This is a genomic window from Limosilactobacillus portuensis (assembly GCF_028607025.1).
Classification (GTDB): domain Bacteria; phylum Bacillota; class Bacilli; order Lactobacillales; family Lactobacillaceae; genus Limosilactobacillus; species Limosilactobacillus portuensis.
Window position 1 is genome coordinate 509,029 of record NZ_CP117296.1, and the last position, 25,216, is coordinate 534,244.

Here is a 25,216-nt window from a genome sequence, read left to right on the forward strand (position 1 = left end):
TGTTAACCGTGGAAATTCGGGTGGTACCGCGGAGTAAATTCGTCTCGTAGAATAGTTTTCTACGGGGCTTTTTTATTACGATCAAACAGAAGAATTATGCAAATAAAAGGAGAGAAAGATATGGCTTACGATCACACTGCCATTGAAAACAAGTGGCAACGATTCTGGAAAAAGAATGAGACATTTAAGGCTAACTTAAACAAGGATCAAAAGGAATACTATGCCTTGGATATGTTCCCTTACCCATCTGGACAAGGACTTCACGTTGGTCACCCAGAAGGTTATACCGCGACTGATGTGATGTCACGAATGAAGCGGATGCAAGGATACAATGTTTTGCACCCAATGGGCTGGGACGCATTCGGTCTTCCCGCAGAGCAATACGCACTGAAGACCGGTCATAATCCCAAGAGCTTTACTAACCAAAACATTGATCATTTTCGTAACCAAATCCAATCACTTGGTTTTTCATATGATTGGGATCGGGAAGTTAACACGACTGATCCAGAATACTACAAGTGGACTCAATGGATTTTTGAACAACTCTATAAGAAGGGTTTAGCTTACGAAAGCGAAATTATGGTTAACTGGGCACCTGATTTTATGGGTGGAACCGTTGTTGCTAACGAAGAAGTTGAAGACGGTAAGACAAAGCGTGGTGGCTACCCAGTTTATCGGAAGCCAATGAAGCAGTGGGTCTTGAAAATTACTGCCTATGCAGACCGCTTAATTGATGATTTGGATCTTGTTGACTGGCCAGAAAGCGTTAAGGAGATGCAACGTAACTGGATCGGTCGGTCAGAAGGGGCTTCTGTTTACTTCCCAGTTGCGGGAGATGAAGATACTAAGATTGAGGTCTTTACTACCCGTGCAGATACATTGTTTGGTGCATCATATGTTGTTCTTGCTCCTGAACAAGAGCTGGTTGACCAGTTAACTACTCCTGAAAATAAGGAAGCAGTTAAGAAGTACCAAGAAGAAGCTTCTCGGCGGTCTGATCTTGAACGGACCGATCTGAACAAGGATAAGACTGGGGTATTCACTGGTTCATACGTTATCAATCCGGTTAATGGTGAGAAGTTACCAATTTGGATTAGTGACTATGTCCTAGCATCATATGGTACAGGTGCTGTAATGGCAGTTCCATCTGGTGATCAACGTGACTATGACTTTGCTAAGAAGTTTGATTTGCCAATTAAGCCAATTATGGAAGGTGCTGATCTTTCAGAAGGTGCCTTTGACGGAGATGGCAAGCACATTAATTCTGGTTTCTTGGATGGCTTGAACATTGCAGATGCCAAGAAAAAAATGATTGAATGGCTTGATGAGCATAATGCTGGTCACAAGAAGGTCAATTACCGTCTTCGGGATTGGATCTTTAGTCGGCAACGCTACTGGGGTGAACCGATCCCAGTAATTCACTGGGATGATGGTCGGACTACCTTAGTTCCAGAAGATGAATTACCATTGAAGCTGCCTGATACTGATAATATTGAACCATCTGGTACTGGTGAAAGTCCGTTAGCGAACGTTAAGGACTGGGTCAATGTTTATGATGATCAGGGTCGGCATGGGTTACGAGAAACAAATACAATGCCACAATGGGCTGGTTCATCATGGTACTGGCTCCGGTATACCGATCCACACAACAGTAAGGAATTTGCCTCAAAAGAAGCATTAGATTACTGGTCTCCAGTAGATCTGTATGTTGGCGGGGCGGAACATGCTGTCCTTCACCTTCTTTATGCGCGCTTCTGGCATAAGGTCTTATACGATTTGGGACTTGTACCAACTAAGGAACCATTTATGAAGTTGGTTAACCAAGGAATGATTCTGGGATCTAACCATGAAAAGATGTCCAAGTCTAAAGGAAATGTTGTTAACCCAGACGATATTGTTGAAAAATATGGTGCGGATACCCTTCGTCTTTACGAAATGTTTATGGGACCATTGACCGAATCCGTTCCGTGGGATGAAGAAGGACTTCACGGTTCATACAAGTGGATTCAACGTGTATGGCGGTTATTGATGGATGAAAATAATCACCTTCGTGACCGGGTTTCTAACTTTAATGATGGTAAGCTGACTAAGGTTTATAACCAGACCGTTAAGAAGGTTACTGAAGACTACGAACGGATGCACTTCAATACAGCCATTTCTCAATTAATGGTCTTCGTTAATGAAGCGTTTAAGGCTGATGATCTTCCTGTCGAATACATGGAAGGCTTTATTAAGATGATTTCACCAGTGGTACCGCACGTTGCCGAAGAATTATGGAGTCACTTCAACGTTAGTGATACAATTGCCTATCAACCATGGCCAACATATGATCCAAAGGCATTGGAAGAAGACGAAGTTGAGATGATTATTCAAGTTAACGGGAAGCTTCGTTCAAAGATTAAGATGGCAAAGAATATTGATCGTGAAGAAGCACAAAAGTTAGCTCTTGCTGATGAACACGTTCAAAAGTTTACGGATGGCAAGGATATTAAGAAGGTCATTGTTGTTCCAAACAAGATCGTAAATATCGTTGCTAAATAGAAAATGATAAAGAGCCTGGGAAAAAACAAAATTTTTTCCCAGGCTCTTACTATTACCAGTAATTTTAAAATTTACTGAGTCTAATCGCGGGAATTAACCCGAGCCTTCGAGTCTAACTACGAACGACTCTGATGATTTCATCATCATTCATCGTTCTAGGTTAGCCCACCAGGCTCTTAAATGGGTTAATTCCCAGCTTCCTTTTGTTCGTGGTAAAATATTGGTTGTTTCAAAAAGAAAAAGTGAGGAATCAAAATGGAAATTGTTAGTTATCCCGCAATTTTTCAACAAAAAAATAATCAGATTGAAGTTGATTTTCCGGATCTACCTGAAGCATTTACTCAAGGGAAGAATATGGAAAAAGCAATGGAGTTCGCTAAGCTAGGGTTAGCCATTACATTAAACGATAAGTTAGGCCATTTTGAAAAGGCTCCGCAAGTCAGTGAATTAGCTGAGGTGCAAGCAGCTCATCCAGGAGCAGTGGTAAAAATGGTAACAGTTGATTTGGAGCAGTATTAGCAAAGATTTCTTAAAATAATTTGCGACAATGCTCCATTAAGGATAGAATGATTAGTATTGATTTTAAAAAGTAAAAGGTAGGATTTAAAAGTTATGAGTGAAGGACAACAAAAGGATACTGCTCGTTCAAAAATGCTGAATGGTTCGGCATGGATGACGGCGGGGAATATTACTTCGCGCATTCTTGGGGCGATTTATATTATTCCCTGGGTTACCTGGTTAGGGGCGTACAGTGATGAAGCAAATGCCTTGTACGCTCAAGGATATAATATTTATAGCCTCTTTATTACCATCTCAACTGCAGGGATCCCTTCAGCAATTTCCAAACTGGTTGCTCACTATAATGGATTAAATGAGTACGGGGTAAGCCAAAAATTGAATCGATCGGCATTGTACATGGCGCTCGCATCGGGAGTTATTTGCGGTACCATTATGATGTATATTGCTTCATGGCCAATCGTTTACAATGGCGATACGAACTTAATCCCCGTATTGCGGTCGTTGGCTTGGGCAATTTTCATTATTCCGTTAATGGCAATTAGTCGGGGGATTTTTCAAGGGTATAGTATGATGGCTCCCTCTGCAATTTCCCAGTTTGTGGAACAGCTCTTTCGGATAATTTACATGTTAGGTGCTACTTACCTAATCATGAAGATTCAAAAAGGCAGTTGGGTTGCAGCGGTTAGCCAGTCAACATTCGCTGCCTTTATTGGTGCAATTGGTGCTTGTGTTGTTCTCTTCTTGGCATGGCTGAAGTATCGGGGAGTTATGCGTGGAACCGGTACTATTGAACAGCCAGTTACTGAAGTATCAACGACTGAACTAATCTTGAAGATTGTTTATCAATCAATTCCATTTATCATTATTGAATCAGGGATTAATCTTTTCCAAATAGTTGATCAGTATAGTTTTAAGCGGATGATGCCATTAGTCGGGCATTTTTCTAAGTATCAAATTGATGTTTTATACGCCTTGTTTGCGTTTAATGCCAATAAACTTTATATGATTATTATTGCCTTAGCAAACGCCTTAGCGGTTACTGCCATTCCGTTATTAGCGATGGCACGGGCAAGAAATGATCATGCGGGGATGAGAAACCAAATTGAGAATGTCCTAATGCTCTTTTATTTTGTCATGATTCCGGCTGTTCTTGGCTTATATGCAGTTGCCCAACAGGTATACACTGTCTTTTATCGGTATAATCATGCGGGGGTAATCGTCCTGGAATTTGCTGCTTTCATCTCTATTCCGTTAGGCTTATATACGGTTGCAGCAGCAATGATGCAGGGGATTTCTGAGAATCGCCGAATGATGAAGTACTTAGGAATTGGGTTATTAATTAAGTTAGTAATTCAATTTCCATGTATCTGGATTGCGCAGGGCTTAGGACCATTGCTGGCTACTGGAATTGCGATGATGGTTATTAATTACCTTATTATCCATTCATTTAATCAGGAATTCCGGTTAAACTTCGAACAGATGGCGCTGCCAACCAACCAAATCTTGGCATACTCACTTGTTATGTTGGTTGCTACTAAGGGAGTAATGCTTTTATTAGGATTATTTATTAGTCCTTATGGGCGTTACACTGCTTTCTTCACACTAGTAATTGGCGTTATTGTTGGTGCAGGTGTCTATGGTTACCTATCGCTCCACTTCCGTCTTGCGGATAAGTTGCTTGGCAGCCGAGCACAAAGATTACGACAAATATTCCATATGAGTTGATGTAAAATTAAAGAAAACTGGAAATTACTAGTAATAGTAAGAGACAGGGAAAATTCCGCTTTTCCCTGTCTCTTCAGTTTTTAAATTCAAATGTAAAAGTGATTAGCTCAGGAAACCAATTTGGTGCTCAGTTTGGCCACCCTCCATTTTCTTCATAAATGATGGTAAGGACCGACTAATTTGGTGCGGAAGAACGATGTATTGGTTTTTGGCAATCTGTTCAGCAACCGCACTATGAGCATAGACAGCGGCTAAAACTGCCTTTAATGGGGTCTTAGAGAATTCGGCAGTAAAACCACCAACCATTCCGGCAAGCGTGTCGCCCATGCCGCCAACAGCTTGAGCAGGAGTACCAATTGTTAATTGGTAAACATCATCGTTAGTATAAATTTCTGTATGGTGTTTTTTCAGAACAACGGTAGCGTTTAACTTTGCCTGTGCTTCTCGATTTCGTTCTTCACTTTGTTCTGCAATTTTAATTCCTGAAAGACGCTGCCATTCCATCTGGTGCGGGGTATAGGTAATATTTCCTTTTGGTTGAGCGAGGTCTTCTCGCGCCATTAGGGTAATTGCAGAACCGTCAATAATAACGTTTTGCTTTTCGTTAGTATGATCAAACACATTCTTAAGAATTGCTAGGCTGGTTTGATCATCCCCAAGACCTGGACCAACGACCACCGTTGTAGCAGGTTCAACTAAGGATGCTAGTTGGTCAGCATTATTAAAATCAGCAAACATTGCTTCTGGCAGTTGTGAATGGAGAGCTCCCGAATTACTAGGATCGGTAGCAGTGGTAACTAGTCCGGCACCAGAGCATACAGCAGCCGTGGATGCCATAATAATTGCTCCGCCAAAGTTACGGTTACCACCAACTAAGGTTACCTTCCCGTATGTCCCTTTAAAACTATCGTTAGGACGTGGCTTAATAACGTCAAACAGGATTTGATCAGTTAATTTTTTCATTTTAATGCTCCTTTATATCAAGTGCTTTCAAACTGAAAACGACTACTTTCATGGTATCATTATTTTAACGAAAAGATTAACGGAGGTTGATAAAATGACGGATTGGATGAAAGCAGCACAAAGTCAGGAAGAAAGCTACCTTAAGGATTTAACTAACCTGTTGAAGATTCCAAGTGTTCGTGATGATGGTGCAGCTACGGATGAATATCCATTAGGACCGATGCCAGCGAAAGCTTTGCAAGAATTTTTGAAGATGGCAAAGAATGATGGCTTCCGGACAAAGAATATTGATAATCTTGTCGGATATGCAGAATGGGGTGAGGGTGATGAAACCTTAGCAATTCTGGCTCACCTTGATGTGATGCCTGCGGGGAAAGGTTGGGATACCGATCCATTTGATCCCGTTATTAAGGACGGTAATTTATATGCTCGGGGCGCTTCTGACGATAAGGGTCCCGGAATGGCTTGCTACTACGCTCTTAAATATTTGAAGGATCAGGGAGTTAAGTTCAATAAAAAGGTCCGCTTTATTGTGGGAACGGACGAGGAAAGTAATTGGGCGGGGATGCACCGCTACTTCGACGTTGAACCAGCATCAACAATGGGTTTCTCACCGGATGCGGAATTTCCGGTAATTAACGGTGAAAAAGGTCAATTCTCGTTGCTTCTTAATGTTCCTGCAGGTAATGGCGGTAAGGCTCAGCTTAAGAGTTTCCAATCTGGCTTACGGTTCAACATGGTTCCTCGTGAGGCAGTTGCTGAGATCACAGTGCCAGATAAAGAGCAGGTAATGAGTGAATTTGGACAATTTATCGAAAACAATCCAGTAACTGGTAAAAGCAAAGAAACAATGGATGGCTTAAAATTGACAGTGATTGGGAAGGCCGCTCATGGGATGGAACCGGAAAAGGGAATTAATGCTGGGACGTACCTGGCTTCCTTCCTGGATAAGTATGATTTTGCTGGTGGCGCTGCTAGCTTCATTAGTTTTCTTGCTAAGTATCTTCACCTTGATACGAGAATGGAGAAGTTTGATTGTTCATTTACCGATGCTGTAATGGGCGAATTAACGATGAACGCTGGAATTTTAAATTATGATGAAGAGAATGGCGGTCAAATTAACATGAATTTCCGCTATCCAAAGGGAATTACTCCAGATGAAATTCAAGCCAAGGTTGAAAAGATAACCAAGTCACTAGCCATCACTGTTAATCAAGGTGACGGCCAACTACCACACTATGTTGATCCTGATGATCCAATTGTTAAGACATTAATGGAAGCATATATTGATATTAGTGGTGACCAAAATGCTAAGCCTGAAGTAGTTGGTGGCGGAACTTATGGCCGGCTAATGAAGCGTGGTGTTGCTTTTGGTGCTCTTATGCCTAATACACCAAATACAATGCATCAAGCAAATGAATTTCAGCCTGTTAACGATTTAATTACTTCAATGGCAATTTACATGCAAGCAATTAATAACCTGGTAACAGATTAATCGCTACTAAAGCAATATGGTAAAATAAGATTAATGGTAGAAGAATTTCTGGAGGTGTCAATATGAGTTATCAAAAGATCCTTGTCGGAATTGACGGTTCAAAGCAATCAGAAATGGCCTTTTCAAAGGCTGTTGATATTGCAAAGCAAAATGACGCGGCGTTGTACTTACTTAGTGTAATTAATGGTGAACGCTACCCAACAACAAGCCCAAGTGGTTTTGGCTTTGTTGATAAGAGCATTTATGATTCTGCTATTCAAGAGATGAACAAACGGTTAGCTGAAAATAAGCAAAAGGCTGAGGATGCCGGGGTAAAAGAAGTTCATACCGATGTTGAAATTGGGAATGCTAAGGTAGAATTAGCTGAGAAGTACCCAAAGGATAACCAAATCGATTTAATTGTAATTGGCGCTACCGGGTTAAATGCGATTGGTCGCCTAATTGTTGGTTCAACTGCGGCTTATACTGTTAGGATTGCTCCATGTGACGTGACAGTAGTTAAAACTGACTTAGAAAATAAAAAATTAGATATTAAGGAAAGTAGTTATCCTGAAATTTAACTACTAATTCAGAAGACTTCTGGGATCAGGTATTTCCTAATCCCAGAAGTTTTTCTTTTATAGTAAAATGATGATTTAGTAAAAATTTATTATTATAGAACTAATAATTCTGTATTTTTGATAACATACGTTCGATAAAGCATGCTAATTTTACTAGATCGTGGTAAAATATGACAGTCGATACTTTGCTATTACTGATTCGACGTGAGGAGTATTTTTCAATGCGTTTTCAATTGAAGCACTGGCTATTAGTAATTATTGCATTATTAGTAATTGTTCTTGGAATTAATTGGTGGCACCAAGCACATCATTTTAACAAGAATGTTACTATCAATGGGATTAATGTTGGTGGGTTAACTACTAAGCAAGCCCTAAAGAAGGTCAAATCAACGAAAAATCAGAATCAGGTTTATTTAAATGACGATTTAATTTATGATGGTTCTGATACTGACTCAGCATTTACATTAGCAGATGAAGGCAAGATCAAAAAAGTATTTCATGAGCAGTTTACACTCTTTCCTTCCCGAAAGGCTTATTCTTTAGAGGTAAAGCCTAGTAGACGGGATCTCAGTCAGTATGAAACAAAAAAAGCAACCGTTCAGTCAATTCTTCAACGAGAAAATCGGGGACGACAAGCTCCGGTAGATGCTTACGCTGAACTTCGTGACGGTAAGGTGACAGTTCATAAGGGACAAAAGGGAACCAAGATTGATGAGCAACGGATTCTTCACCAATTAAGTTCTCAGGCAACTAACAGTAAGATTTATCTTACCGCTAAGCAACAACAACCACTTTCGCCAAATAGCAAACCTGTGCAAAACGAAAAGAAGCAGTTGCAAAAGCTAACGGGAAAAAGGTTAACTATAAAGTTGAAAAGCAGACTTACCACTTAACAACGGGTGACGTGATTACGAGTGCTACCTATAAAGATGGCCAATATCACTTTAATACGTCTGTTATAGATAAGAAGATTAAGCAGATTAATAAAAAGCAAGCAACGCTAGGTAAAGCATTTAAATTCAAGACTCCTGATGGTAAGGAGATAACTACTGCAAGGGATGGTAGTTACGGATGGAAGATAAGTGCTGAACGTGCCGGCAAATCTTTAGCTAATGCAATTGCAAATGGCAAATCTTCTGTAGATGCTAAGGCAGATATTTATGGAATTGGTTATAATCGTCGTGGGACTGGTTATGGGGTAACAGAAAACGATGGTATTGGTAATACCTATGCTGTTATTTCAATTGCTGACCAACACGCCTGGTTCTATAAAAACGGTAAGTGTGTAGACGATGTCGACGTTGTTACCGGAAAGATGAGTAATAAGGCTGACCAAACACCTAAGGGAGTCTGGTATATCATGTATAAGCAATCTCCTTCAGTACTAAAGGGGACGAGCGACAATGGTTCTAAATATAGCAGCAAGGTTCAATACTGGGCTCAATTTACCGATAGTGGTTGTGGCTTCCATGATGCTTCATGGCGGCATAATTGGTCTAAAACTGCTTATTTAAATGATGGTTCAAATGGTTGTGCTAACATGCACCCAAGCGATGCTGCTGGGGCATATAATAGCCTTGAAGTTAATGAACCAGTAATAATTTACTAATGAGAATATAAAGGATTAGTGATGTTCGATAAAGAAATATTACTAATCCTTTATTAGTTACTGGAAATTTGTATATACTCAAATAATTTTTAACTTTAAAGGTGCAAAGCAAAATTTATTCCGTATTGATTATTTAGAGGACTAATACGGGAGTGAAATAGATGAATGATAAGGTAATTTTAGGAACAGTTGTAATGTTGGTTTCGCTTAATACAGCGTTACCTGGTCTTGCTAATCAACAGGACGACGCACGAAATGCTGCTGAGATTGCGGTAATTAACCAAGAATTGGTAGACGTGCGAGTGCTAAGAAGTCATGGTGATGAGTATACGCGTGAATTTTTACTTCAGTTTCATAATGCAACACAGAAATATTGTCAGGCATTTCAGTTAGGAGTAGCGGATCAGGAAAAAGGAAGAACCCGTGCATTTAGTGATCACGTTGAGCAAGCTGCTTACCAACGAGGAATTGAAGAGGCAAAAACACGAGTTCAGGTAAAAACAGGATTAAAAGAAAATACTCTCTCTGACCAACCAGTTGATCAGAAAAAGTATTTACCCAAGCAGCCATTACCGAACCAAGCACGTTTTATTAATCAGATTGCTGATGATGCACGACAAATTGGTAAGGATTATGACCTCTACCCATCCATTATTATTGCACAGGCTGCATTAGAAAGTAGTTGGGGAACGAGTGAACTTAGCCTAGCACCGCATCATAATTTATTTGGTGTAAAGGGAAAATATAATGGACGTGGTGTACTAAAGCCAACGACAGAATTCGTTGGCTCTCAATCAACACAGATTCAGGATGTTTTTCGTTCGTATACTAGTAACAAGCAATCCTTACAAGACTATGCTAAGACGCTTCAGCAACCCTTGTATAGAGAAGTGCACCGTTCAGTTACAAAAAGCTACCGTGAAGCAACTCATGCACTTGTCGGCCGGTATGCGACAGATCTTGGTTATGATAAGAAGCTGAATCAAATTATTGATAGTTATCGACTAACAAGGTATGATGACCCGAAAAAGGACGGGAATGATCAGGCGCAAACCATGAATAGGCAACAATTAAGAATGCCTCGAAAACCTCACTTAAGGAATACTCACCAACGGACAATTTCAAAACATAAAAAATTTTCACCAGTTGTTTCAGTTATTGGTGGTGCCGCATCGGCTGGAGCGATTACTGGTTTAAAGAAGCTTCTTGTGAGTTAGAAAAGAGGGATGGTCAAATTCTAACTTATCAGTGCTTGATTTTCACGACTAAGCTCGGTGATTTCGGAAATTACTGGTAATAGTTAGAGGCTAAGAAAAAACGTTTCGCTTTTTCTCAGCCTCAATATGTAGGTTATTATAATGTATTGTGGTATTTCTTCAAAAGGAAAACGAAAAAGATAATACAAATAATTGAGGAAACGGCAACGATTCCAAATCCAGCATTCCAGCTGGTTTTGCCAACGATGGAACCAATTCCATATGATGCAATGACTTCACCAAAAGCATAGCCGAAGAACCCAGACAAACCAATTCCTGAGGCAACTGATTCTACTGGTAATGCGTCCATAATTACGATTCCAATTAAGACCTGCTGACCATAAATACAAATCCCTAAAATTCCTAAAATAATATCAACGATTACAATACTTTGGGATAGGGCATAGAATGGAATTAAAATTAGAATAATGGTTGAAGTAAACAACATTATTGGAACACGACGACCATTTAAAACTTTGTCTGATAGTAATCCCAGAAGAATTGTTCCAGGGATTGCGGCATATTCGAAAATGGTAAATGCTGAGTTAGTAGCAACTTAGGAGAAGCCCTTCGAGGTCGAAAGATAAATAGGAATCCAGTTTTCAATTCCGTAACGTAAGATGTACGAAAAAGCATTCATGATACAAAGCGCCCAAACAATCGGGTTCTTCATAATGTTATCTCGGAAAGCACCCCAGGAGGTTTTATGCTTAATATTCTTTTCTTTGTTCTTATTAACTTTTGGTAGGCCGACTGATTCAGGTGTATCAACACCTAATGCCATAACAATTAATGCCATTACAATGGAAATTAACGAGGGAATTAAGAAAATGTTATGAATATTAGCTGCTCCAAAAGCCCCAACAGTTCCAGCAACAATTAATGATGCAGTTCCCGAACCAATATTATGTGAAATGTTCCATGTACTTGTTGCTGTGCCAAGTTGATGCTCATCAAACCATGTTGCTAATGATTTTTGGCAGCAAGGAGCACCGATTCCTTGAGTTACACCGACACCAATCATCAATAGAACCATTACCCATAAATTGCGTGTGTAGCCAAAAAAAGTATTAAAAATTGCAGATAAGATTAAGCCAACACCAACAAAATAGCGGGGATTTAGACGATCGGCAAGTAACCCCATAAAGAATTTACCAATCCCATATGAAATTGCGAGGGCTGATAAAACAAGTCCAATATCGGCTGTCGTTAAACCAACGTCTTTTGTCAGATATGGTGATGAAAGAGTAAAGTTTGATTTGACAATGTAGTAGCTTGCATAAGCCAGAATAGTGCTAACTAAAATTCTAGTTCGGTACTTAATAAAAGCACTATGTCGTTGCTCTTTCGGTATTAATTTGTCAGCTGGTGCACTTGGTAGTAACCAATTAACCATGGCTAACCCTTCTTTCAAATGAATTAACTCACTTATTTTTAGATGAGTCAGCCTTAGAATAGAAAATAAAGAAAGCGCTGTCAATTTGGCTATTAAATTATATTAAAACATTCATAAGTTCTCTTTTGATTTACTATTTGTGCAAACGATTGCCTAAAAATTTTAGTTAAATTTACTGAATTGAATCTAAATTTGGATTAATTATACTGAAATTGTAATAATAAATTGAAAAGTGATGATAAGTATGGAACGACGAATTGCAATTATTGCAGATGTTCATGGTAATTATACGGCTCTAAAAGCAGTTCAAAATGATATTAGCAAGCAAGATGTAAATGAATGTTGGTTTCTAGGTGATCTATTCATGCCAGGACCAGGAGCAACAGATATTTGGCGGATACTAAAGTCATTAAATCCATCAATTTGTCTTCGGGGAAACTGGGATGATGATTTGGTGCAAGCTTATGATGGTCAGCATTCTTACGATGATGAGACTAAAATTATGATTTCGCGAGTTGGCGAATATATTGGTAGTCGGGTTGGGTCTAGAATTATTGATCAAATAAAAAAATGGCCGATAACGACTGATACACAGGTTGATGCATTGCATATTACTTTAAGTCATAATCTTCCTAAAAATAATGCTGGACAAGGTTTGTTCCCAACAAACGATCAGCAACAAATGGATCAAATTATGCCTTTGTCTGGAGATTATGATGTTGGAATTTATGCCCATGTACATCACCAATTATATCGGTATACTAGTCAAGAACAGTTAATCCTTAATCCTGGATCTGTTGGTGAACCTTATGATGGATGGAATGTTCACCAGAATAATCTTCGTGCTCGATATTTATTGCTGACAATTGACGATGCAGGAATTGCTGATCTTGATTACCGTAGAGTAGAGTGGGATCGCCAAGCTGAACAGAAACGTGCGTTAAATGATGATTTACCATACAAGGAAATGTATTTACGTCATTTAGAAAATGGTCGAAATTTTATTCATGATCAGCCATTCTTAGCCCAAATTAATCATAAACATAATTATTTACAGGATGTTATTCATTATTCCAGGAAACACTAAATAAAAATAACTTAGCTAACGTTAATTCTTTGAATGGATCAACGTGAGCTAAGCTATTACTAATTATCAAACTTTCTATTAGTTGCGAATATCTTTTAATCGATCATCAATCAAACCAAGAACAGTTTTAACATTTTGTGGATCTTCCAGATCGTACTTTTCCAGATCGATTTTCATTTTTGGACTGGCATCGTAATCGCGATACCAGTCTTTATAGGCATTCCACATTTTGTAGTAATAATCTTTTAATTCAGGATTCTTATCGATTTGTTCATAATCCCGACCGCGCTTTTTAATACGATAAAGAATTGTTTCGAAATCTGTTTCAGAATAAACCATTAAGTCAGGTGCTTTTTTTGGTAGCCGATTAAGATCAGCCATCATGTTATCTAATAGTTTAAGGTAGACCTCTAATTCTGTATCGCTAATGTTTCCTTCTGCGTTATTTTCACGAGTAAATAATGCGTCTTCGTAGATGGAACGATCTAAAACATTATTATCATCGGATAATGCTTGTTTGATCATTGAAAACCGTTTGTTAAGAAAGTAGATTTGCAATAAGAATCCGTATTGTTTTGGATTTGCATAATAAAGTGGTAATACTGGATTTTCACCAACCGGCTCATAGTAAGCTTTTGTATTTAAATGTTCTGCAATTTTACCAGTTAAGGTAGTTTTGCCAACCCCAATCATTCCTGCAGTAATTATCACCATAATGGCCCCTCTTTACTATAATTTTAAACACAGGCATTATCTTACTACAAAATATTGGGGATTCCTATTCAATTTTTGATATATTTTGTATGAAGAGGACAATCACTTATCGGTTTATACCTACTTAAGAATTGAATTTTCTTGATGATTCTTGGTAGACTATTTTTTGTAAATTTTTATTTGACTAATCAAATGACAATTAGGAGGCAAATACTTGAGAGAATCAGATAAGCAAGATGTTAAAATTCAATTAACCATTGCTAAGCAACAGGGAAAATTGATTGAAGTGCATAATATCAAAAATGATGATTATTTTAATGTTGGCTTTGTAGTAGGCATTGATAATTATTTTTGCTTGATGATCAGTATTGATTGGGATGGGAAAATCAACGGCTTAATTGCAATTCGTCTTGATAGCATTATCACTGTCAATGATCAAACAGATTACCTAACAACTGTTTCTGAAAAAACTAAAGTAGCTCATGAATACCACTATTTCGATATTTGGCAAGTTCAACAGTTTATTGATGAGCACCCAGAAATAACAAGCGGAAACATTCTCATGAACATATTAAAAGATTCGGCTGACAACCAATTGCCGGTGGTTATCGGAACAAAACAATACCAAGGAATAGATGACTTTTCGGGGATGATTCATGATTTAAATGAGATTACGTTAAATCTTCACTATTTTAATGAGAAAGATCTGTCTTCGATGTGGAGTTATGATATTCTTATTTCACAGATCGATTATGTCCGTTCTCGAGGAACACAGATGGCAACAACTAAGCAAATCTTGGAAGATGTTTTTCACCAGGATTAGAGTGCTATGTAACTGAAAAGAAATTTTAAACAAGACGATGGAGGATTAAAAGGTGAAAGCAGAATTAATTTTAAAAGTAGTATTGCCCCCATTAATTATTTTTGCAATTTTAGTGGCATTAACGATTGGCAAAGTAATTTCCGGCTGGTCGATGTATATTTTATGGATTTTAGGATTTGTAGTTGCTAACTTAATGGTAACGAAGGTAACCGCGAAATGGAGTTACCAACAACGAAAACAAAAGCACCTTCAAGAACAAAAGAAGGAGCAACAAAAATGAGTGAAATTTTTTCTCTTATTAAGCGCTACTGTTTAATGGCAGCCTTTTTCTTGTGTATTGAGTTACCACCGATTGCAATGCAAATTGCTAATCGAAGCAACAAGGTAACCGTTAAAACCATTGGATTAGTTCTTCTTTTCCTTCTGCTGTTCGGTTTTATTATCGTATGGTCTCGGCAAACGTACCACCGCTATAACCAGCTGCCGATTAGAAAAAGAATTGATTGGAAATTAATCCTTGGTGGGTACCTCTTTATTTTAGGAGGAGAGTTTATTCTTGGTGTGTTGAATATTTTAATCTATCACCAGACAGAAACAGCGAATAATCAAAGTTTAATGACGATTTTGGGCCATAATCCATTAGTAACAGTTGTATTTGCAATTTCCGCGGTGGTTTTGACTCCGATAGCGGAAGAGCTAATTTTTCGTGGGGTATTAATGAATCTTTTCTTTAAACCCAATACGTTCTGGCCAAAGGTGATTTTATCTGGCATTGTTTTTTCCGCTGGCCATGTTAGCACGAATATTATTAGTTTCCTCTTGTATTGTATGCTGGGGATGACATTAGCGTACGTTTATCGAAAGAGTGAGGACATTCGAAACTCAATGCTACTGCACGGTTTAAACAATTTAGTTGCAATGTTTTTAATGCTATCACAAGTATTTAATTAACTCTTGAAAGCGGTTACTAAAGGTGGTATATTATTGGTGAGGAAGGATAAAGAGACATAAAATATTGAGTCTCCCGTTCCAATAGAGTCGAAGGAAGTTAAGGAGTAGACTAGAAGCAACGTAAGAGTAACCTGAAAGATCTTGATTTAAATTGTGGTTACCAGGGTGCGCTATTTGAACGGTAACGAATAAAAGCGACTTTGCGGAAGATTAGAATCAAAAGTTTGTATTTAGTAATAAAGTTCCAGTGCAAAGTGGCAAGATTCCTTCCGTAGATATTATGAGGAAGTGGCCAACAGAAACTAATAGGTTGGTCCCCTCATAAACACAAATAAGGCTTTAACGTTTAGAATTACTGAGCGTTAAAGCCTTTTTGTTAGTTTGGTATAATAAATAAGGAGGTGAATGAAATGTTTCTTTCAACAGAAGATTATCCACAGGCACATAAAGTCCTGGGAGTTGTTAATGCGACAGCTCATTTAATGCTGCCAAGTGATGCGATTGACTCATTTGAATCTTTGGATCAGCTATTTAGTGAGGTTCAGCAGAAATTACGAGAACGGGCAGCCGAGAAGAAAGCTGATGGAATTGTCGGAGTTCGTTTTAATACTAATGTAGCTAACGTTCAGGTTGCCCCCAAGTTCCTAGTTTTAACTGGTTATGGTACAATGATTCAATTTATTAAAGGTAAATAGGACTTGTAATTCAATAAAATTCCAGTATAATAAGATTGTTGTTATTTCATTAATAACGATGCCCCAGTGGCGGAATTGGCAGACGCGCAACGTTCAGGTCGTTGTATGGTTTTCCATGTACAGGTTCGAATCCTGTTTGGGGCACTTTTGAGAAAATGTGTAAAAACGTAAATACGCTATAAATCCTTGATAGAAAAGGATTTACAGCGTATTTTATTTATTTTAAAAAACGCATAAAAACGTGTAAAATTGTGGCCTCTGCACACATTCTGCACACATTTTATATTGATGATAAAGCCTGTAATATTTGTTTATCAGTTTTGTCTTTATATTCATCAATTAGATAAGCATATACATTTGCGGTGGTGGAAATATTGCTATGACCAAGACGCTTGCTGATTGCGTATAGATCTACTCCATGTGCCAATAGGAGTGCCACATGGCTGTGTCTAAGAGAATGAAAGTGAAAGTTACGTCGATGGATATTAAGGCCACTTAGAAGTCCTCTCAGCGTCTTATTGACTGCATTAGAAGTAGGGATAGTTCCATATTGGTTGAAAAATACTAAATTAGATTTTCGATGATCACGTAAAATATTTAAGTAGTGCAAGAGTTCTGTATTTACTTTAATTATCCGATTACTTGATTCGTTTTTAGTCGGCTTAAAATCTTTTTGTTTCATATTCCACGACTTATTTATATTGATCGTCTGATGCAAAAAATCAATATCTTTCCAAGTGAGAGCCTGAATTTCAGACAATCGCATCCCTGTGTAAATCGCGGTGATAATCATAAAACGAGAAGTAAAACCCGGCCGCGATTCAATGCTTTTTGTAGTAACTTTTACAAGACCTTTAATTTCGTTAAGATTTAAATAGTCAACTTTAATAACTTTGCTTTTATTAGCAGAAAGTTCTACGCGTTGGGTAAAATCTTTGAACAGATAATCGTCAAGAATTGCTGATTTTACGCACGATCGAATAATAGAATTAACTTTTTTGACTGTTGTTGGCGCGTGAGTAGAGCCATATTGATTGATAAACTCTTGGTACTTCACACGGGTAATTGATTTTATCTTATCTTCATGAAAGAAATCATTGAGTGCTTCACCAGTATATTTGTAACGGTCAAGTGTAATTGCTGATAGTTTATCTTTCTTGTAGGTATTGACCCAGTTGTTGTAGTAATCAACCAAACTAATTTCTTTAGCGATTTGTACGCCTTTGTTTAATTTGCTTTCTTGGTCGACTGCCCATTGCTTAGCAAGGAGTTTAGTGGAAAAGCCCGACTTGGACTTTGAATATCGTTTCCCATCGTCATCAGTCCATTGGATTCTTGCCGACCATGCTTTGCCACGTTTTACAAATTGTGCCATAGTATATCCCTCCTATTTATATGCTAAAATAGAAAGATTGATGATAGTGTACGCCAATACTTTATCAACCCTGGCCCTGTTAGTGCTGCCACACTAGCAGGGTTTTTTAGGTATTAATAATTAGCACCAGGCGCAGTGCTTGTCGCACCAGCTCCGCTATTGTTTGTTCCTTGATTAGTATTAGGGACAGAATCTTGTTGATTACCATATATAGGAACGCGATAAGCTCCATGCTCATCATCATAAGCTTCCGTATAATCTGAACTATCCCAATCGCTTTCTGGTAAATTTTTTCCCTCTACCATTGCATTTAAGTCGCGTCCTTTTCGCGTAGGCGTCCCATCAGGATTCAATAACCCTTTTTGAATTAGCGCCTGCACACGAGGATCAGATAAATCCGCGTTTGAACTAGTAGAAGTAGATTCGGCTTTAGAACCGGTTTTATTATTAGAACTTTCTGATTGCCTTTTGTTATCATGCTTCTTATGGTGCTTGACTACTTTACTACTGTTTGTTTTGCTAGATGAACTAGATTCCTTTGATGACTGATTACTGCATGCTGCTAAGCTCATCCCTGCCAGAGCAACAGTACAAATTAAACCTATTTTTTTCATGATTTACTCCTGAACTTTAATTTTTATCTTTTAGTAGTTTAATAATTTCTTCGTTTTGTTTGGCTAATTTATCATTTTGCTTAATTAAAAGCCAGTTCTGCTCTGAAATCCCTAAAAGAATATTTTGCATGTTACGCTGTAAATCTTTGTCACTAGCTGCGATATTATTCAATGCTCCTAGGAATCCCGTACCCCATAATTCCGTTTTAATACGATCTACTTGAGCGTAGTCGTCCTCGGATAAATCTTCTAAGTTGCGATCTTCTAGCCATTGTTGCATTTTAGCTTGCTTTTCTTGTTCTTTTTCTTCCTTTGATTTGAATAATCCCATAATAAAGAATCTCCTTTAATTAATTCAGCTTTTAGCGTCTTCAGATTTTGGACGTAAATAATATTAAATAATAACGACTCCACGAATTGCAAAGTCGTTGTATTCATGAATTGTTATGTTTGGATATTTTTTGTTTAAAGAAATTAGTTGAACATCCCCGTTCTCCAGTCTTAATTTCTTTACAAAAAACTCGCCATCAACTTCTGCAATAACGAATTGATTATTTCTAACATCAGATTTGTCTGTTTTGTTGACATAGATGATTTGCTGATTAGTAAAAATTGGTTCCATTGAATCTCCATTTACACGTACAGCAAAATCATGATCCGGAACAACACCCTCAACAATGGCCTTCTCTGGTTTATCCTCATCTTGAGGAATATATTCCCCGGTACCAGCAGAAACAGCGCCATAAATATATACGATATGCTTATTCTCACCAATTAATGAAGAATAGGCATTTTTTTGTTTGTTTAGCTGATCAGATGCGTAATTGTAAACATTATTTTGGCGCTCTGAATTAAGTTGATTATAAATTTCTATGAGCTTAGTAGAATTTACATCGGATTGTTTTAACGCTTCTTCAAGTTTTCGACTCCTATCTACATCAAATCCCATTAGCCAAGGTTCACTAACATTCAAAGTTTTAGCAAGTAAATATAAGCGTGGCTGATCTGGCGACTGTTTTCCACTAACATATTGAGATAGTGTACTTTTTCCCATACTAATGTCTAAAGATTTCTGAAAGGGTTTAGACATATTTAAAATGTCGACCTGCTTCAAATTTCTTTCGGACATTAACTGTTTTAATCTATCGGCAGTATTTTCCATGTCCGTTCTCCTTTTATAATATTATGGTTTTATTATAAGTTTGATTGAATATAAGTTCAATAAATAAATTCACGATTTATGAACTTTTATATTGACAAAGATAAAAAGTCATAATATTATAATGAATGTAAAGTTCACGAGACGTGAACTAGTCAAGAAAGGAGGAAAATGATATGAAATTTGACTATTCAAAATTGAACGGTCGAATAGTAGAAATTTTTGGAACACAATTGAATTTTGCAATGGCTATGGGATTATCAGAACGTAGCATTTCATTAAAGCTAAATAATAAAGTTTCGTGGAAAAATACAGAAATTGCAAAAGCTACAAAACTTCTAAAAATCAAATCTTCAGAAATACCAAAATATTTTTTTAGAGTTTTAGTTCACGAATCGTGAACTAAAACGTGTTGTAAAGAAATAATTAAACAGGAGGGGCTATGGAACTTAAGATAACTGGAACGCCTGATGAAATAGAAAAACTGCTCAATGCTATTGGTGGTAGCAAAGAGCAGTATGTTCAAGATATTAATGGGCATTTAATTAACGCATCAACTTATTTAAGCGAGCGTAATAATCGGAAACAAGATCCATTACTTGGTCAGGGCTAGCTGGCTGATTACGAACCTGTTCCTTGGAGACAGTTGAAATAGCATTGTAGTTTAACTGACCATTAGTTAATTCAACAGCCATTTTTAGTAAGTCTTTGTCCATAAAAATACCTCCTTTCACTAGGGGGATGTCTTAAGTATAGCAAAAGAAAGCAAAGGGATTGTTTATGAAAGAACTTGATTCTTTATCTACTGATTTAGCAAAAATAACTACAGAAATTAAGACATATCAAAGCATTGGTGGGCAAGCAATTTTTGAAATTGGTCGGCGCCTGAAATGGGTTAAAGAACACGATTTGGCTCACGGGCAGTACCTAAAATGGCTGCAATCAATCAAAATGGATAGAACACAAGCCTCAAGGTTTATTAAAGTATCTGCGACTTTGCCTAATGATGGCACGTACCAACATTTGGGTGCTAGGGCTCTATATGAAATTGCGACCATGCCACCAGAAGAACGTGACAAGCCACAGCAATTATCTAATGGCAAAGTTAAAAAGCCTGAGGACATGACCGTTCGTGAGCTTCGAGAAACTAAACGAAAGCTTAAACAGCGTGAGCAAGAATTGTCTGATAAAGATGCCCAAATAGCAGACCAGCAAGCTGAACTTGAAGAAAATCGCAAAACACAAGCAGAACTTAACAATCAACTCCGCAAAGTTTCAAACAGTCAATCAGTTCCTAAAGTAATTACAAAGACAGTTACTAAAGAAGTACAGGTTGAACCTGATGACTATAGGCAACTTAAGCGAGAAAAAAAACAACTAGAAGAGAATTTCAGTAAAGCAGCTGGTGAACTTGATAAGGTCACTAATAGGCTTAAAGATTACGAGGATGCAGAACACCAAGAACATAGGGCTAACCATTGGAAAAATCGTGGACGTGTGAGTGTCTATAAACTTCGTAGCAATATTCATAATTTTTTAATTACTAATGAAATTGGATCGGAAGATCGTGAAGCAGCTCTTGATTCCGGTAAAGAAGCATTAGAAAGCCTGAATAAAGCATTAGATGATTTACAGTCATGGATTGATGATAAACGGTCAATCACTGGTGGTCGCCGGACTGTAAATACATTAGAAGGAGAGATTATTAAATGATCAAAAGCAATGAGATTGTAGGAAAAAGTACTGGTCACGTAGCACAAAAGAAAAGGACTCGACTAATGGCCGAAATGGTTACGTCAATTGATGAGTTAGATACGCGGGTTACCAGTCTTGAAGATACTATGAGGATCAACGGAACGCAGGAATATAAGATTCATGAAAAGGGTAAAGCCTCGGTAATGAAAGCATTGGGCGGTAAAGATACGCCAGCATATAAAAAACTAGGAAGAAAAGTGTTCTCAGCTATTTGGAGTGAATTTAAACATTATTTTGATATTCCACGTTATAACGAGTTACCCGCAAAACGCTTCAAAGATGGACTGAAGTTTGTTGAAACATGGCACCCTAAGCAGGAATTACTGATGAATATTGAAGAACTTAATAAAGGAGTTAGCAATGACTAAAACACCACAGCAAGCAGTTTATGAAATGATTAAGTATGTGTCTCCAACAATTGATAAACAAAGTTGGGAGTGGCAAAAAGAATGGTTGTTTACTCTGGTAGATTTAATTGAGGAATTAACGCCTCGACAATTTGAACAAATATTTCCAATTAAGAAATACTTCAAAGGGTATAAATACGGCGAAAGAGATTACTTTAGTGTTGTTAATTGGATTGATGAACACATTGGACAAGATACCTAATGGAATTGAATTCTTGTTTGAATATCAAAACGATGTTGCAGATGAAGCAGCAATTAATGCCATGATGATTATTAATAAATTTCATCGACGACAAAACGGAAAAGGATTAATTGAAGATTTTTGGGAAACTCAGGGAAGTAAATAATCAACAACGATAAACCAAGAAAGGAGCTGATCGAATGAGCGCATTACTTGAACTTATCAAAGAGGCACCGCCTGAGGATAGGCGGGAAATGGCTGAATACCTTAAGCCGTATTTAATAACTAAAAAAAAGAAACCAGTAATTGAGCATTGGGTAAATCTTGAAGAACTACGACCATATACACCTGGGAAGAAAGCTAAGGCATGGATTCAGTTGTACATTCTGGACACTTACCCAGAAACGAGAAAATGGTCAACTAATCCACATCCCGGCAAGGGACGAGCAATCAAGGTTAATTTGCCAGTTGCTAGGAAATGGATTGAAGAACATATTGATGTAATTGATTGGAATAAACCATTGCCGTGAGGAGGAAAGATGATGCAGTTTATTAAAGGAATTTTCTATGTTGCTTGTGGTTGTCTAATTACAATCTTTTACCGCGAGGGGATGGAAATAGCGATGAGTTGGACGTTTATGATCTGGCTACCATTTATTGCTCATGATTTAGCAGAAGCCATCACGCCACGCCCAACAAAAAAGAGCACTCGTTCTGCAAAAACGAATGCTCAAAGTAAATAAGTATATCAAATAGTATTACGTAATTAGTATATCATGAACTACTTATGAAAGTAAGAGGTATATCAATTGGTACGAATGAAAGGAAATAAAAGTAATTATGTAGCTGTTACCCACGCAAGTGAGATTGAGGTGTGATAGATGGCAATATTAAAAAAGATCCATCACGGCGATGTGAGATTAATAATTATGGATCATGAAAATAAAATGGCATTTGGCAATGGCGGAACATTATTTTCAATAAATGAGGCTAATGAATTAATCAACTATTTGGAAAATTCAAAACAATACGTAGCTAAAAGGTGTATTGATGTTGATTTGTTTAATAAAAGATTAGATCGAGAAAAGATTAAGTGAGGTGATTACTATGAAAGCTGCATGGCTATATGATGAGCACCCTATTTTAATCGATAAAAAATTAGCTTCTGTTATTGGATTGAATGAATCTATTGTCTTACAGCAGCTTAACTACTGGCTTCACGGTAAAAGTGCTAAACAAATAAATGACAGATTATGGATCTATAACACGTACGATAACTGGCAAAAAGATAATTTTCCCTTTTGGAGTAAAAGTACAGTAAGAAGAGCACTTGATAGTTGCATAAAGAAGGGATTGATCATTACCGGTAATTTTAACAAGGCAGGTTTTGATAATACCAAATGGTATTCGATTGATATTGGAAAACTTGATCAAGTAATGAGCAGTGCATCTGTTCAAAATGAGCAGACGGTCTGTTCAAAACGGACAGATGGAAGTGCTCAAAATGAGCAAGCCAATACCAGATACTACACAGATATTACTCCAGATAAGAATGATGATGATCATCCAACCGAGGATGCATTTAATCTGGCACAACTAGCCGGGATAAATGTTAACAGCGGATTAAATCTACCCGTCTTTACAGACTACATTAATCGTCTTGGTAATGAATTGGTTTGTTATGCCATTAAACGAACTAATGATGTTGCACAACATCCTAGCTGGTCTTATCTCAAAACAGTTTTGAAATCACTAGAAGATAACCACGTTAAAACGGTAAAGCAAGCCGAAAAACTGTCAAAGAAGTACGGTCAGAATCGTAAGAGTGGAAAATCATCCCCTCGGAAAACTGGTAAGAAACCTCAATATCATTTTGAAACTCGAAAAGCTCCAGAGGGAATGAGCCGAGATGAATTCTTTGCTAAAGAGTTAGCAGAAATAGAAGCAGAGGATAAAGCAAAGGAGAATGGGGATGATAATTAATGGCGTTTAAATCAATCCGAAATATCTTAAATAATCCCAAGGCATTAGACATCTTTCGTGAACACGGAGTTGATGTTGACCACCCAGAGCTTTGTGCACTTCAAGCTAAAATCTACCGAGAAAAGTCTAATAAAGAGATTCAAATAGCTGGTGGTGGAGCTAAATACATCATGTTTGATAGCTTGTGCTTATGGGAAGGCAAAAAGAAATTATCAGCGAGTTTTGATGAGTGGGATCCAAATCAACAGTTGAATTTAACGGCTGCAAGGAACTTAAAGGGGCATGCTAGCCAACTTGCAAAGGTCATGAGTCGCCATCCCAAAAAGGCAGTTCTTTATGGACCACCGGGAACCGGTAAGACAATGCTTTCACTGGCAATGATGAAGTATTTAAGAGCTGACGGGAAAACGACAATGTTTGTATCGTCGACTGAATTAGTTGCTCTTTTCTGGAGGTCATATAAATACAAAGACGCCCAGGATCGTAAAGAAAAGATCCTGGACGCTATGGAAAGTGTCGACGTATTGGTGATTGATGACCTTGGAACTGAAGGCGGAGTTAACTCTGACAAGCCTGTTCAAAAGGACGTTCAGCAGGCAATTAATCAGATAGCCACCGCAAGATACGATACAAGCAGTAATAAGGTATTCAAATCAACAATCGTCACGACTAATAATACACCAGATGAGCTTAGTTTGATATATGGAGGTAAGACGGTAAGCCGATTGTTACCACATAATCCATACTATCAATTTGATTTTTCAGAACTTAGTGACATTAGAGAATAGGAAGGACGAACGGAATGACGGAACAAAAGTTTAATATTCAAAATGTGGAGCAAATTAATGCTGATCTAGATGAATTAAAGGAACTGATAGATACAATTGATGATTTGTTCCTCAGAATTATTTCTCCAATCGAGGGGGATGCTTTTTCTAAATTAAATACTAGCAAAATTAATTTATGTGTCTATGAACTTTGTCGTGATAAAGGAAAAGTTTTGTCCCTTATTGATGTAATTAGAGCAATGCTTGTTAAAAATTATTCTAATTTAGGAAATGAAGTTAACAATTATTACGAGGATAAGAGTAATGACAAAAAAGATAAGTAAAACTTATGTAATAGAAGCTTATGGAATTAATTTACTTCAAGAAAATATTGACGAGTTCATAAAGTACAAAAAAATAGTCAGTGTTTCGATTACAGAAACAATGGGACCACAACACTTTTTAGCTTTGATTGTATATAAAGAAAATTAGGAGAAAATTTATGATCGGAAAAAAGATTAGTGATATTACGAGTTTCATACTCGGGCAGGTAATAATGTGGGCCGGAGCATTAACTATTATTGGTGGGCTTACATGGTTGGCTATAAAGATCTGGACGTCAGCATTTCATATGATTTTCG

General features: G+C 37.6%; 32 protein-coding genes, 1 tRNA gene, 1 pseudogene and 1 other annotated feature (1 of these 35 cut by a window edge). Of the genes and pseudogenes, 25 read left to right on the forward strand and 9 right to left on the reverse strand.

Going from position 1 to position 25,216, the window contains the following annotated elements; genetic code table 11:
- Positions 1-50, forward strand: a binding site (T-box leader) (it extends 165 nt beyond the left edge of the window).
- 70 nt (positions 51-120) lie between these two features.
- The 3 genes from leuS (at position 121) to PRK60_RS02460 (ending at position 4,785) form a co-directional block, all read left to right on the forward strand.
- A complete protein-coding gene (gene leuS / locus PRK60_RS02450; protein WP_273646238.1) occupies positions 121-2,541 on the forward strand; it encodes a leucine--tRNA ligase in 2,421 nt (806 codons plus the stop codon).
- A 255-nt stretch (positions 2,542-2,796) separates the two neighbouring features.
- Complete coding sequence (locus tag PRK60_RS02455) at positions 2,797-3,060, forward strand: type II toxin-antitoxin system HicB family antitoxin (protein ID WP_102169106.1); 264 nt, start codon at positions 2,797-2,799, stop codon at positions 3,058-3,060.
- A gap of 93 nt (positions 3,061-3,153) precedes the next feature.
- Positions 3,154-4,785, forward strand: coding sequence for a putative polysaccharide biosynthesis protein (locus PRK60_RS02460; protein WP_102169107.1), 1,632 nt, complete (start codon positions 3,154-3,156; stop codon positions 4,783-4,785).
- Between the two features lie 102 nt (positions 4,786-4,887).
- Here the strand turns inward: PRK60_RS02460 and PRK60_RS02465 are convergent, their stop codons facing one another.
- Positions 4,888-5,748, reverse strand: a complete 861-nt coding sequence (locus tag PRK60_RS02465; protein WP_102169108.1) for an NAD(P)H-hydrate dehydratase — start codon at positions 5,746-5,748, stop codon at positions 4,888-4,890.
- Positions 5,749-5,842: 94 nt separating this feature from the next.
- On the opposite strand from PRK60_RS02465, the gene pepV reads away from it, so the two are divergent.
- The 4 genes and pseudogenes from pepV (at position 5,843) to PRK60_RS02485 (ending at position 10,629) form a co-directional block, all read left to right on the forward strand.
- Positions 5,843-7,243, forward strand: a complete 1,401-nt coding sequence (gene pepV, locus PRK60_RS02470) for a dipeptidase PepV (RefSeq protein ID WP_273646239.1) — start codon at positions 5,843-5,845, stop codon at positions 7,241-7,243.
- A 62-nt stretch (positions 7,244-7,305) separates the two neighbouring features.
- The gene (locus PRK60_RS02475; RefSeq protein ID WP_102169110.1) at positions 7,306-7,803 is read left to right on the forward strand and encodes a universal stress protein; all 498 of its coding nucleotides are present in this window, start codon (positions 7,306-7,308) and stop codon (positions 7,801-7,803) included.
- 221 nt (positions 7,804-8,024) lie between these two features.
- Positions 8,025-9,412 (forward strand): annotated as a pseudogene (locus PRK60_RS02480) (L,D-transpeptidase).
- A gap of 161 nt (positions 9,413-9,573) precedes the next feature.
- On the forward strand, positions 9,574-10,629 hold the full coding sequence (locus tag PRK60_RS02485) for a glycoside hydrolase family 73 protein (protein ID WP_273646240.1): 1,056 nt from the start codon (positions 9,574-9,576) through the stop codon (positions 10,627-10,629).
- A 136-nt stretch (positions 10,630-10,765) separates the two neighbouring features.
- Here the strand turns inward: PRK60_RS02485 and PRK60_RS02490 are convergent, their stop codons facing one another.
- Both PRK60_RS02490 and PRK60_RS02495 read right to left on the reverse strand, forming a co-directional pair.
- Positions 10,766-11,200 (reverse strand): MFS transporter, encoded by a 435-nt coding sequence (locus PRK60_RS02490; RefSeq protein ID WP_316243094.1) that lies wholly within the window; start codon positions 11,198-11,200, stop codon positions 10,766-10,768.
- 24 nt (positions 11,201-11,224) lie between these two features.
- Complete coding sequence (locus tag PRK60_RS02495; protein ID WP_273646241.1) at positions 11,225-12,064, reverse strand: MFS transporter; 840 nt, start codon at positions 12,062-12,064, stop codon at positions 11,225-11,227.
- A gap of 244 nt (positions 12,065-12,308) precedes the next feature.
- Here PRK60_RS02495 and PRK60_RS02500 point away from each other — a divergent pair, with 244 nt between their 5' ends.
- Entirely contained in the window at positions 12,309-13,151 is an 843-nt protein-coding gene (locus PRK60_RS02500) for a metallophosphoesterase family protein (protein ID WP_273646242.1), read from the forward strand.
- Positions 13,152-13,229: 78 nt separating this feature from the next.
- Here PRK60_RS02500 and PRK60_RS02505 read toward each other — a convergent pair whose 3' ends face one another.
- Complete coding sequence (locus PRK60_RS02505) at positions 13,230-13,865, reverse strand: deoxynucleoside kinase (protein WP_102169116.1); 636 nt, start codon at positions 13,863-13,865, stop codon at positions 13,230-13,232.
- 214 nt (positions 13,866-14,079) lie between these two features.
- Here PRK60_RS02505 and PRK60_RS02510 point away from each other — a divergent pair, with 214 nt between their 5' ends.
- The 5 genes from PRK60_RS02510 (at position 14,080) to PRK60_RS02530 (ending at position 16,478) form a co-directional block, all read left to right on the forward strand.
- Complete coding sequence (locus PRK60_RS02510; protein ID WP_102169117.1) at positions 14,080-14,688, forward strand: hypothetical protein; 609 nt, start codon at positions 14,080-14,082, stop codon at positions 14,686-14,688.
- A 52-nt stretch (positions 14,689-14,740) separates the two neighbouring features.
- The gene (locus tag PRK60_RS02515; RefSeq protein ID WP_102169118.1) at positions 14,741-14,968 is read left to right on the forward strand and encodes a hypothetical protein; all 228 of its coding nucleotides are present in this window, start codon (positions 14,741-14,743) and stop codon (positions 14,966-14,968) included.
- A complete protein-coding gene (locus PRK60_RS02520; RefSeq protein WP_273646243.1) occupies positions 14,965-15,639 on the forward strand; it encodes a CPBP family intramembrane glutamic endopeptidase in 675 nt (224 codons plus the stop codon). Before PRK60_RS02515 ends, PRK60_RS02520 begins: the two co-directional genes overlap by 4 nt.
- Positions 15,640-16,049: 410 nt before the next feature.
- Entirely contained in the window at positions 16,050-16,334 is a 285-nt protein-coding gene (locus PRK60_RS02525; RefSeq protein ID WP_178695656.1) for a hypothetical protein, read from the forward strand.
- 60 nt (positions 16,335-16,394) lie between these two features.
- Positions 16,395-16,478 (forward strand) — tRNA-Leu (locus PRK60_RS02530).
- A gap of 136 nt (positions 16,479-16,614) precedes the next feature.
- Here PRK60_RS02530 and PRK60_RS02535 read toward each other — a convergent pair.
- The 4 genes from PRK60_RS02535 to PRK60_RS02550 form a co-directional block, all read right to left on the reverse strand.
- Positions 16,615-17,709 (reverse strand): site-specific integrase, encoded by a 1,095-nt coding sequence (locus PRK60_RS02535; RefSeq protein ID WP_273646244.1) that lies wholly within the window; start codon positions 17,707-17,709, stop codon positions 16,615-16,617.
- Positions 17,710-17,822: 113 nt separating this feature from the next.
- Positions 17,823-18,323, reverse strand: coding sequence for a hypothetical protein (locus tag PRK60_RS02540; RefSeq protein WP_216972378.1), 501 nt, complete (start codon positions 18,321-18,323; stop codon positions 17,823-17,825).
- Positions 18,324-18,339: 16 nt separating this feature from the next.
- Complete coding sequence (locus tag PRK60_RS02545) at positions 18,340-18,654, reverse strand: hypothetical protein (protein ID WP_216972371.1); 315 nt, start codon at positions 18,652-18,654, stop codon at positions 18,340-18,342.
- A 63-nt stretch (positions 18,655-18,717) separates the two neighbouring features.
- Positions 18,718-19,485: a S24 family peptidase gene (locus PRK60_RS02550; protein WP_216972370.1), complete on the reverse strand. Its 768-nt coding sequence runs from the start codon at positions 19,483-19,485 to the stop codon at positions 18,718-18,720.
- Positions 19,486-19,658: 173 nt separating this feature from the next.
- Between PRK60_RS02550 and PRK60_RS02555 the strand changes: the two genes are divergently transcribed.
- A complete protein-coding gene (locus PRK60_RS02555) occupies positions 19,659-19,883 on the forward strand; it encodes a DUF739 family protein (RefSeq protein WP_191913155.1) in 225 nt (74 codons plus the stop codon).
- A gap of 144 nt (positions 19,884-20,027) precedes the next feature.
- On the opposite strand, the gene PRK60_RS02560 is transcribed toward PRK60_RS02555, so the two are convergent.
- Positions 20,028-20,198: a hypothetical protein gene (locus PRK60_RS02560; protein WP_216972369.1), complete on the reverse strand. Its 171-nt coding sequence runs from the start codon at positions 20,196-20,198 to the stop codon at positions 20,028-20,030.
- 64 nt (positions 20,199-20,262) lie between these two features.
- Between PRK60_RS02560 and PRK60_RS02565 the strand changes: the two genes are divergently transcribed.
- The 11 genes from PRK60_RS02565 (at position 20,263) to PRK60_RS02615 (ending at position 25,067) form a co-directional block, all read left to right on the forward strand.
- Entirely contained in the window at positions 20,263-21,195 is a 933-nt protein-coding gene (locus tag PRK60_RS02565; protein ID WP_216972368.1) for a hypothetical protein, read from the forward strand.
- The gene (locus PRK60_RS02570) at positions 21,192-21,605 is read left to right on the forward strand and encodes an ORF6C domain-containing protein (RefSeq protein WP_216972367.1); all 414 of its coding nucleotides are present in this window, start codon (positions 21,192-21,194) and stop codon (positions 21,603-21,605) included. Before PRK60_RS02565 ends, PRK60_RS02570 begins: the two co-directional genes overlap by 4 nt.
- Positions 21,598-21,846 carry a hypothetical protein gene (locus tag PRK60_RS02575; protein WP_273646245.1) on the forward strand — a complete coding sequence of 83 codons (249 nt, stop codon included), beginning with the start codon at positions 21,598-21,600 and terminating at the stop codon, positions 21,844-21,846. Before PRK60_RS02570 ends, PRK60_RS02575 begins: the two co-directional genes overlap by 8 nt.
- 13 nt (positions 21,847-21,859) lie before the next feature.
- Entirely contained in the window at positions 21,860-21,991 is a 132-nt protein-coding gene (locus tag PRK60_RS02580; RefSeq protein WP_273646246.1) for a hypothetical protein, read from the forward strand.
- Positions 21,992-22,079: 88 nt separating this feature from the next.
- A complete protein-coding gene (locus PRK60_RS02585; protein ID WP_273646247.1) occupies positions 22,080-22,355 on the forward strand; it encodes a hypothetical protein in 276 nt (91 codons plus the stop codon).
- 12 nt (positions 22,356-22,367) lie between these two features.
- Positions 22,368-22,568, forward strand: a complete 201-nt coding sequence (locus tag PRK60_RS02590; RefSeq protein WP_273646248.1) for a hypothetical protein — start codon at positions 22,368-22,370, stop codon at positions 22,566-22,568.
- A 138-nt stretch (positions 22,569-22,706) separates the two neighbouring features.
- Positions 22,707-22,922, forward strand: coding sequence for a hypothetical protein (locus PRK60_RS02595; protein WP_191911332.1), 216 nt, complete (start codon positions 22,707-22,709; stop codon positions 22,920-22,922).
- A 10-nt stretch (positions 22,923-22,932) separates the two neighbouring features.
- Entirely contained in the window at positions 22,933-23,808 is an 876-nt protein-coding gene (locus PRK60_RS02600; protein ID WP_216972363.1) for a DnaD domain protein, read from the forward strand.
- A complete protein-coding gene (locus PRK60_RS02605; RefSeq protein WP_273646249.1) occupies positions 23,808-24,596 on the forward strand; it encodes an ATP-binding protein in 789 nt (262 codons plus the stop codon). Before PRK60_RS02600 ends, PRK60_RS02605 begins: the two co-directional genes overlap by 1 nt.
- Before the next feature lie 14 nt (positions 24,597-24,610).
- Positions 24,611-24,919: a hypothetical protein gene (locus PRK60_RS02610; protein WP_273646250.1), complete on the forward strand. Its 309-nt coding sequence runs from the start codon at positions 24,611-24,613 to the stop codon at positions 24,917-24,919.
- Positions 24,900-25,067: a hypothetical protein gene (locus PRK60_RS02615; protein WP_273646251.1), complete on the forward strand. Its 168-nt coding sequence runs from the start codon at positions 24,900-24,902 to the stop codon at positions 25,065-25,067. Before PRK60_RS02610 ends, PRK60_RS02615 begins: the two co-directional genes overlap by 20 nt.
- Positions 25,068-25,216: the final 149 nt, after the last annotated feature.

Excerpts from the sequence above, each read along its gene's own strand:
- PRK60_RS02595 (WP_191911332.1), top strand. The coding sequence starts at position 22,707 with ATGGCAATATTAAAAAAGATCCATCACGGCGATGTGAGATTAATAATT.
- PRK60_RS02520 (WP_273646243.1), top strand. The coding sequence starts at position 14,965 with ATGAGTGAAATTTTTTCTCTTATTAAGCGCTACTGTTTAATGGCAGCC.
- PRK60_RS02460 (WP_102169107.1), top strand. The coding sequence starts at position 3,154 with ATGAGTGAAGGACAACAAAAGGATACTGCTCGTTCAAAAATGCTGAAT.
- PRK60_RS02535 (WP_273646244.1), bottom strand. The coding sequence starts at position 17,709 with ATGGCACAATTTGTAAAACGTGGCAAAGCATGGTCGGCAAGAATCCAA.
- PRK60_RS02545 (WP_216972371.1), bottom strand. The coding sequence starts at position 18,654 with ATGGGATTATTCAAATCAAAGGAAGAAAAAGAACAAGAAAAGCAAGCT.
- PRK60_RS02555 (WP_191913155.1), top strand. The coding sequence starts at position 19,659 with ATGAAATTTGACTATTCAAAATTGAACGGTCGAATAGTAGAAATTTTT.
- PRK60_RS02455 (WP_102169106.1), top strand. The coding sequence starts at position 2,797 with ATGGAAATTGTTAGTTATCCCGCAATTTTTCAACAAAAAAATAATCAG.
- PRK60_RS02585 (WP_273646247.1), top strand. The coding sequence starts at position 22,080 with ATGGCTGAATACCTTAAGCCGTATTTAATAACTAAAAAAAAGAAACCA.
- PRK60_RS02475 (WP_102169110.1), top strand. The coding sequence starts at position 7,306 with ATGAGTTATCAAAAGATCCTTGTCGGAATTGACGGTTCAAAGCAATCA.
- PRK60_RS02615 (WP_273646251.1), top strand. The coding sequence starts at position 24,900 with ATGACAAAAAAGATAAGTAAAACTTATGTAATAGAAGCTTATGGAATT.
- PRK60_RS02505 (WP_102169116.1), bottom strand. The coding sequence starts at position 13,865 with ATGGTGATAATTACTGCAGGAATGATTGGGGTTGGCAAAACTACCTTA.
- PRK60_RS02500 (WP_273646242.1), top strand. The coding sequence starts at position 12,309 with ATGGAACGACGAATTGCAATTATTGCAGATGTTCATGGTAATTATACG.
- PRK60_RS02600 (WP_216972363.1), top strand. The coding sequence starts at position 22,933 with ATGAAAGCTGCATGGCTATATGATGAGCACCCTATTTTAATCGATAAA.
- PRK60_RS02610 (WP_273646250.1), top strand. The coding sequence starts at position 24,611 with ATGACGGAACAAAAGTTTAATATTCAAAATGTGGAGCAAATTAATGCT.
- PRK60_RS02575 (WP_273646245.1), top strand. The coding sequence starts at position 21,598 with ATGACTAAAACACCACAGCAAGCAGTTTATGAAATGATTAAGTATGTG.
- PRK60_RS02560 (WP_216972369.1), bottom strand. The coding sequence starts at position 20,198 with ATGGACAAAGACTTACTAAAAATGGCTGTTGAATTAACTAATGGTCAG.
- PRK60_RS02465 (WP_102169108.1), bottom strand. The coding sequence starts at position 5,748 with ATGAAAAAATTAACTGATCAAATCCTGTTTGACGTTATTAAGCCACGT.
- PRK60_RS02590 (WP_273646248.1), top strand. The coding sequence starts at position 22,368 with ATGCAGTTTATTAAAGGAATTTTCTATGTTGCTTGTGGTTGTCTAATT.
- PRK60_RS02485 (WP_273646240.1), top strand. The coding sequence starts at position 9,574 with ATGAATGATAAGGTAATTTTAGGAACAGTTGTAATGTTGGTTTCGCTT.
- PRK60_RS02570 (WP_216972367.1), top strand. The coding sequence starts at position 21,192 with ATGATCAAAAGCAATGAGATTGTAGGAAAAAGTACTGGTCACGTAGCA.
- PRK60_RS02605 (WP_273646249.1), top strand. The coding sequence starts at position 23,808 with ATGGCGTTTAAATCAATCCGAAATATCTTAAATAATCCCAAGGCATTA.
- PRK60_RS02495 (WP_273646241.1), bottom strand. The coding sequence starts at position 12,064 with ATGGTTAATTGGTTACTACCAAGTGCACCAGCTGACAAATTAATACCG.
- pepV (WP_273646239.1), top strand. The coding sequence starts at position 5,843 with ATGACGGATTGGATGAAAGCAGCACAAAGTCAGGAAGAAAGCTACCTT.
- PRK60_RS02565 (WP_216972368.1), top strand. The coding sequence starts at position 20,263 with ATGAAAGAACTTGATTCTTTATCTACTGATTTAGCAAAAATAACTACA.
- PRK60_RS02540 (WP_216972378.1), bottom strand. The coding sequence starts at position 18,323 with ATGAAAAAAATAGGTTTAATTTGTACTGTTGCTCTGGCAGGGATGAGC.
- PRK60_RS02525 (WP_178695656.1), top strand. The coding sequence starts at position 16,050 with ATGTTTCTTTCAACAGAAGATTATCCACAGGCACATAAAGTCCTGGGA.
- PRK60_RS02550 (WP_216972370.1), bottom strand. The coding sequence starts at position 19,485 with ATGGAAAATACTGCCGATAGATTAAAACAGTTAATGTCCGAAAGAAAT.
- leuS (WP_273646238.1), top strand. The coding sequence starts at position 121 with ATGGCTTACGATCACACTGCCATTGAAAACAAGTGGCAACGATTCTGG.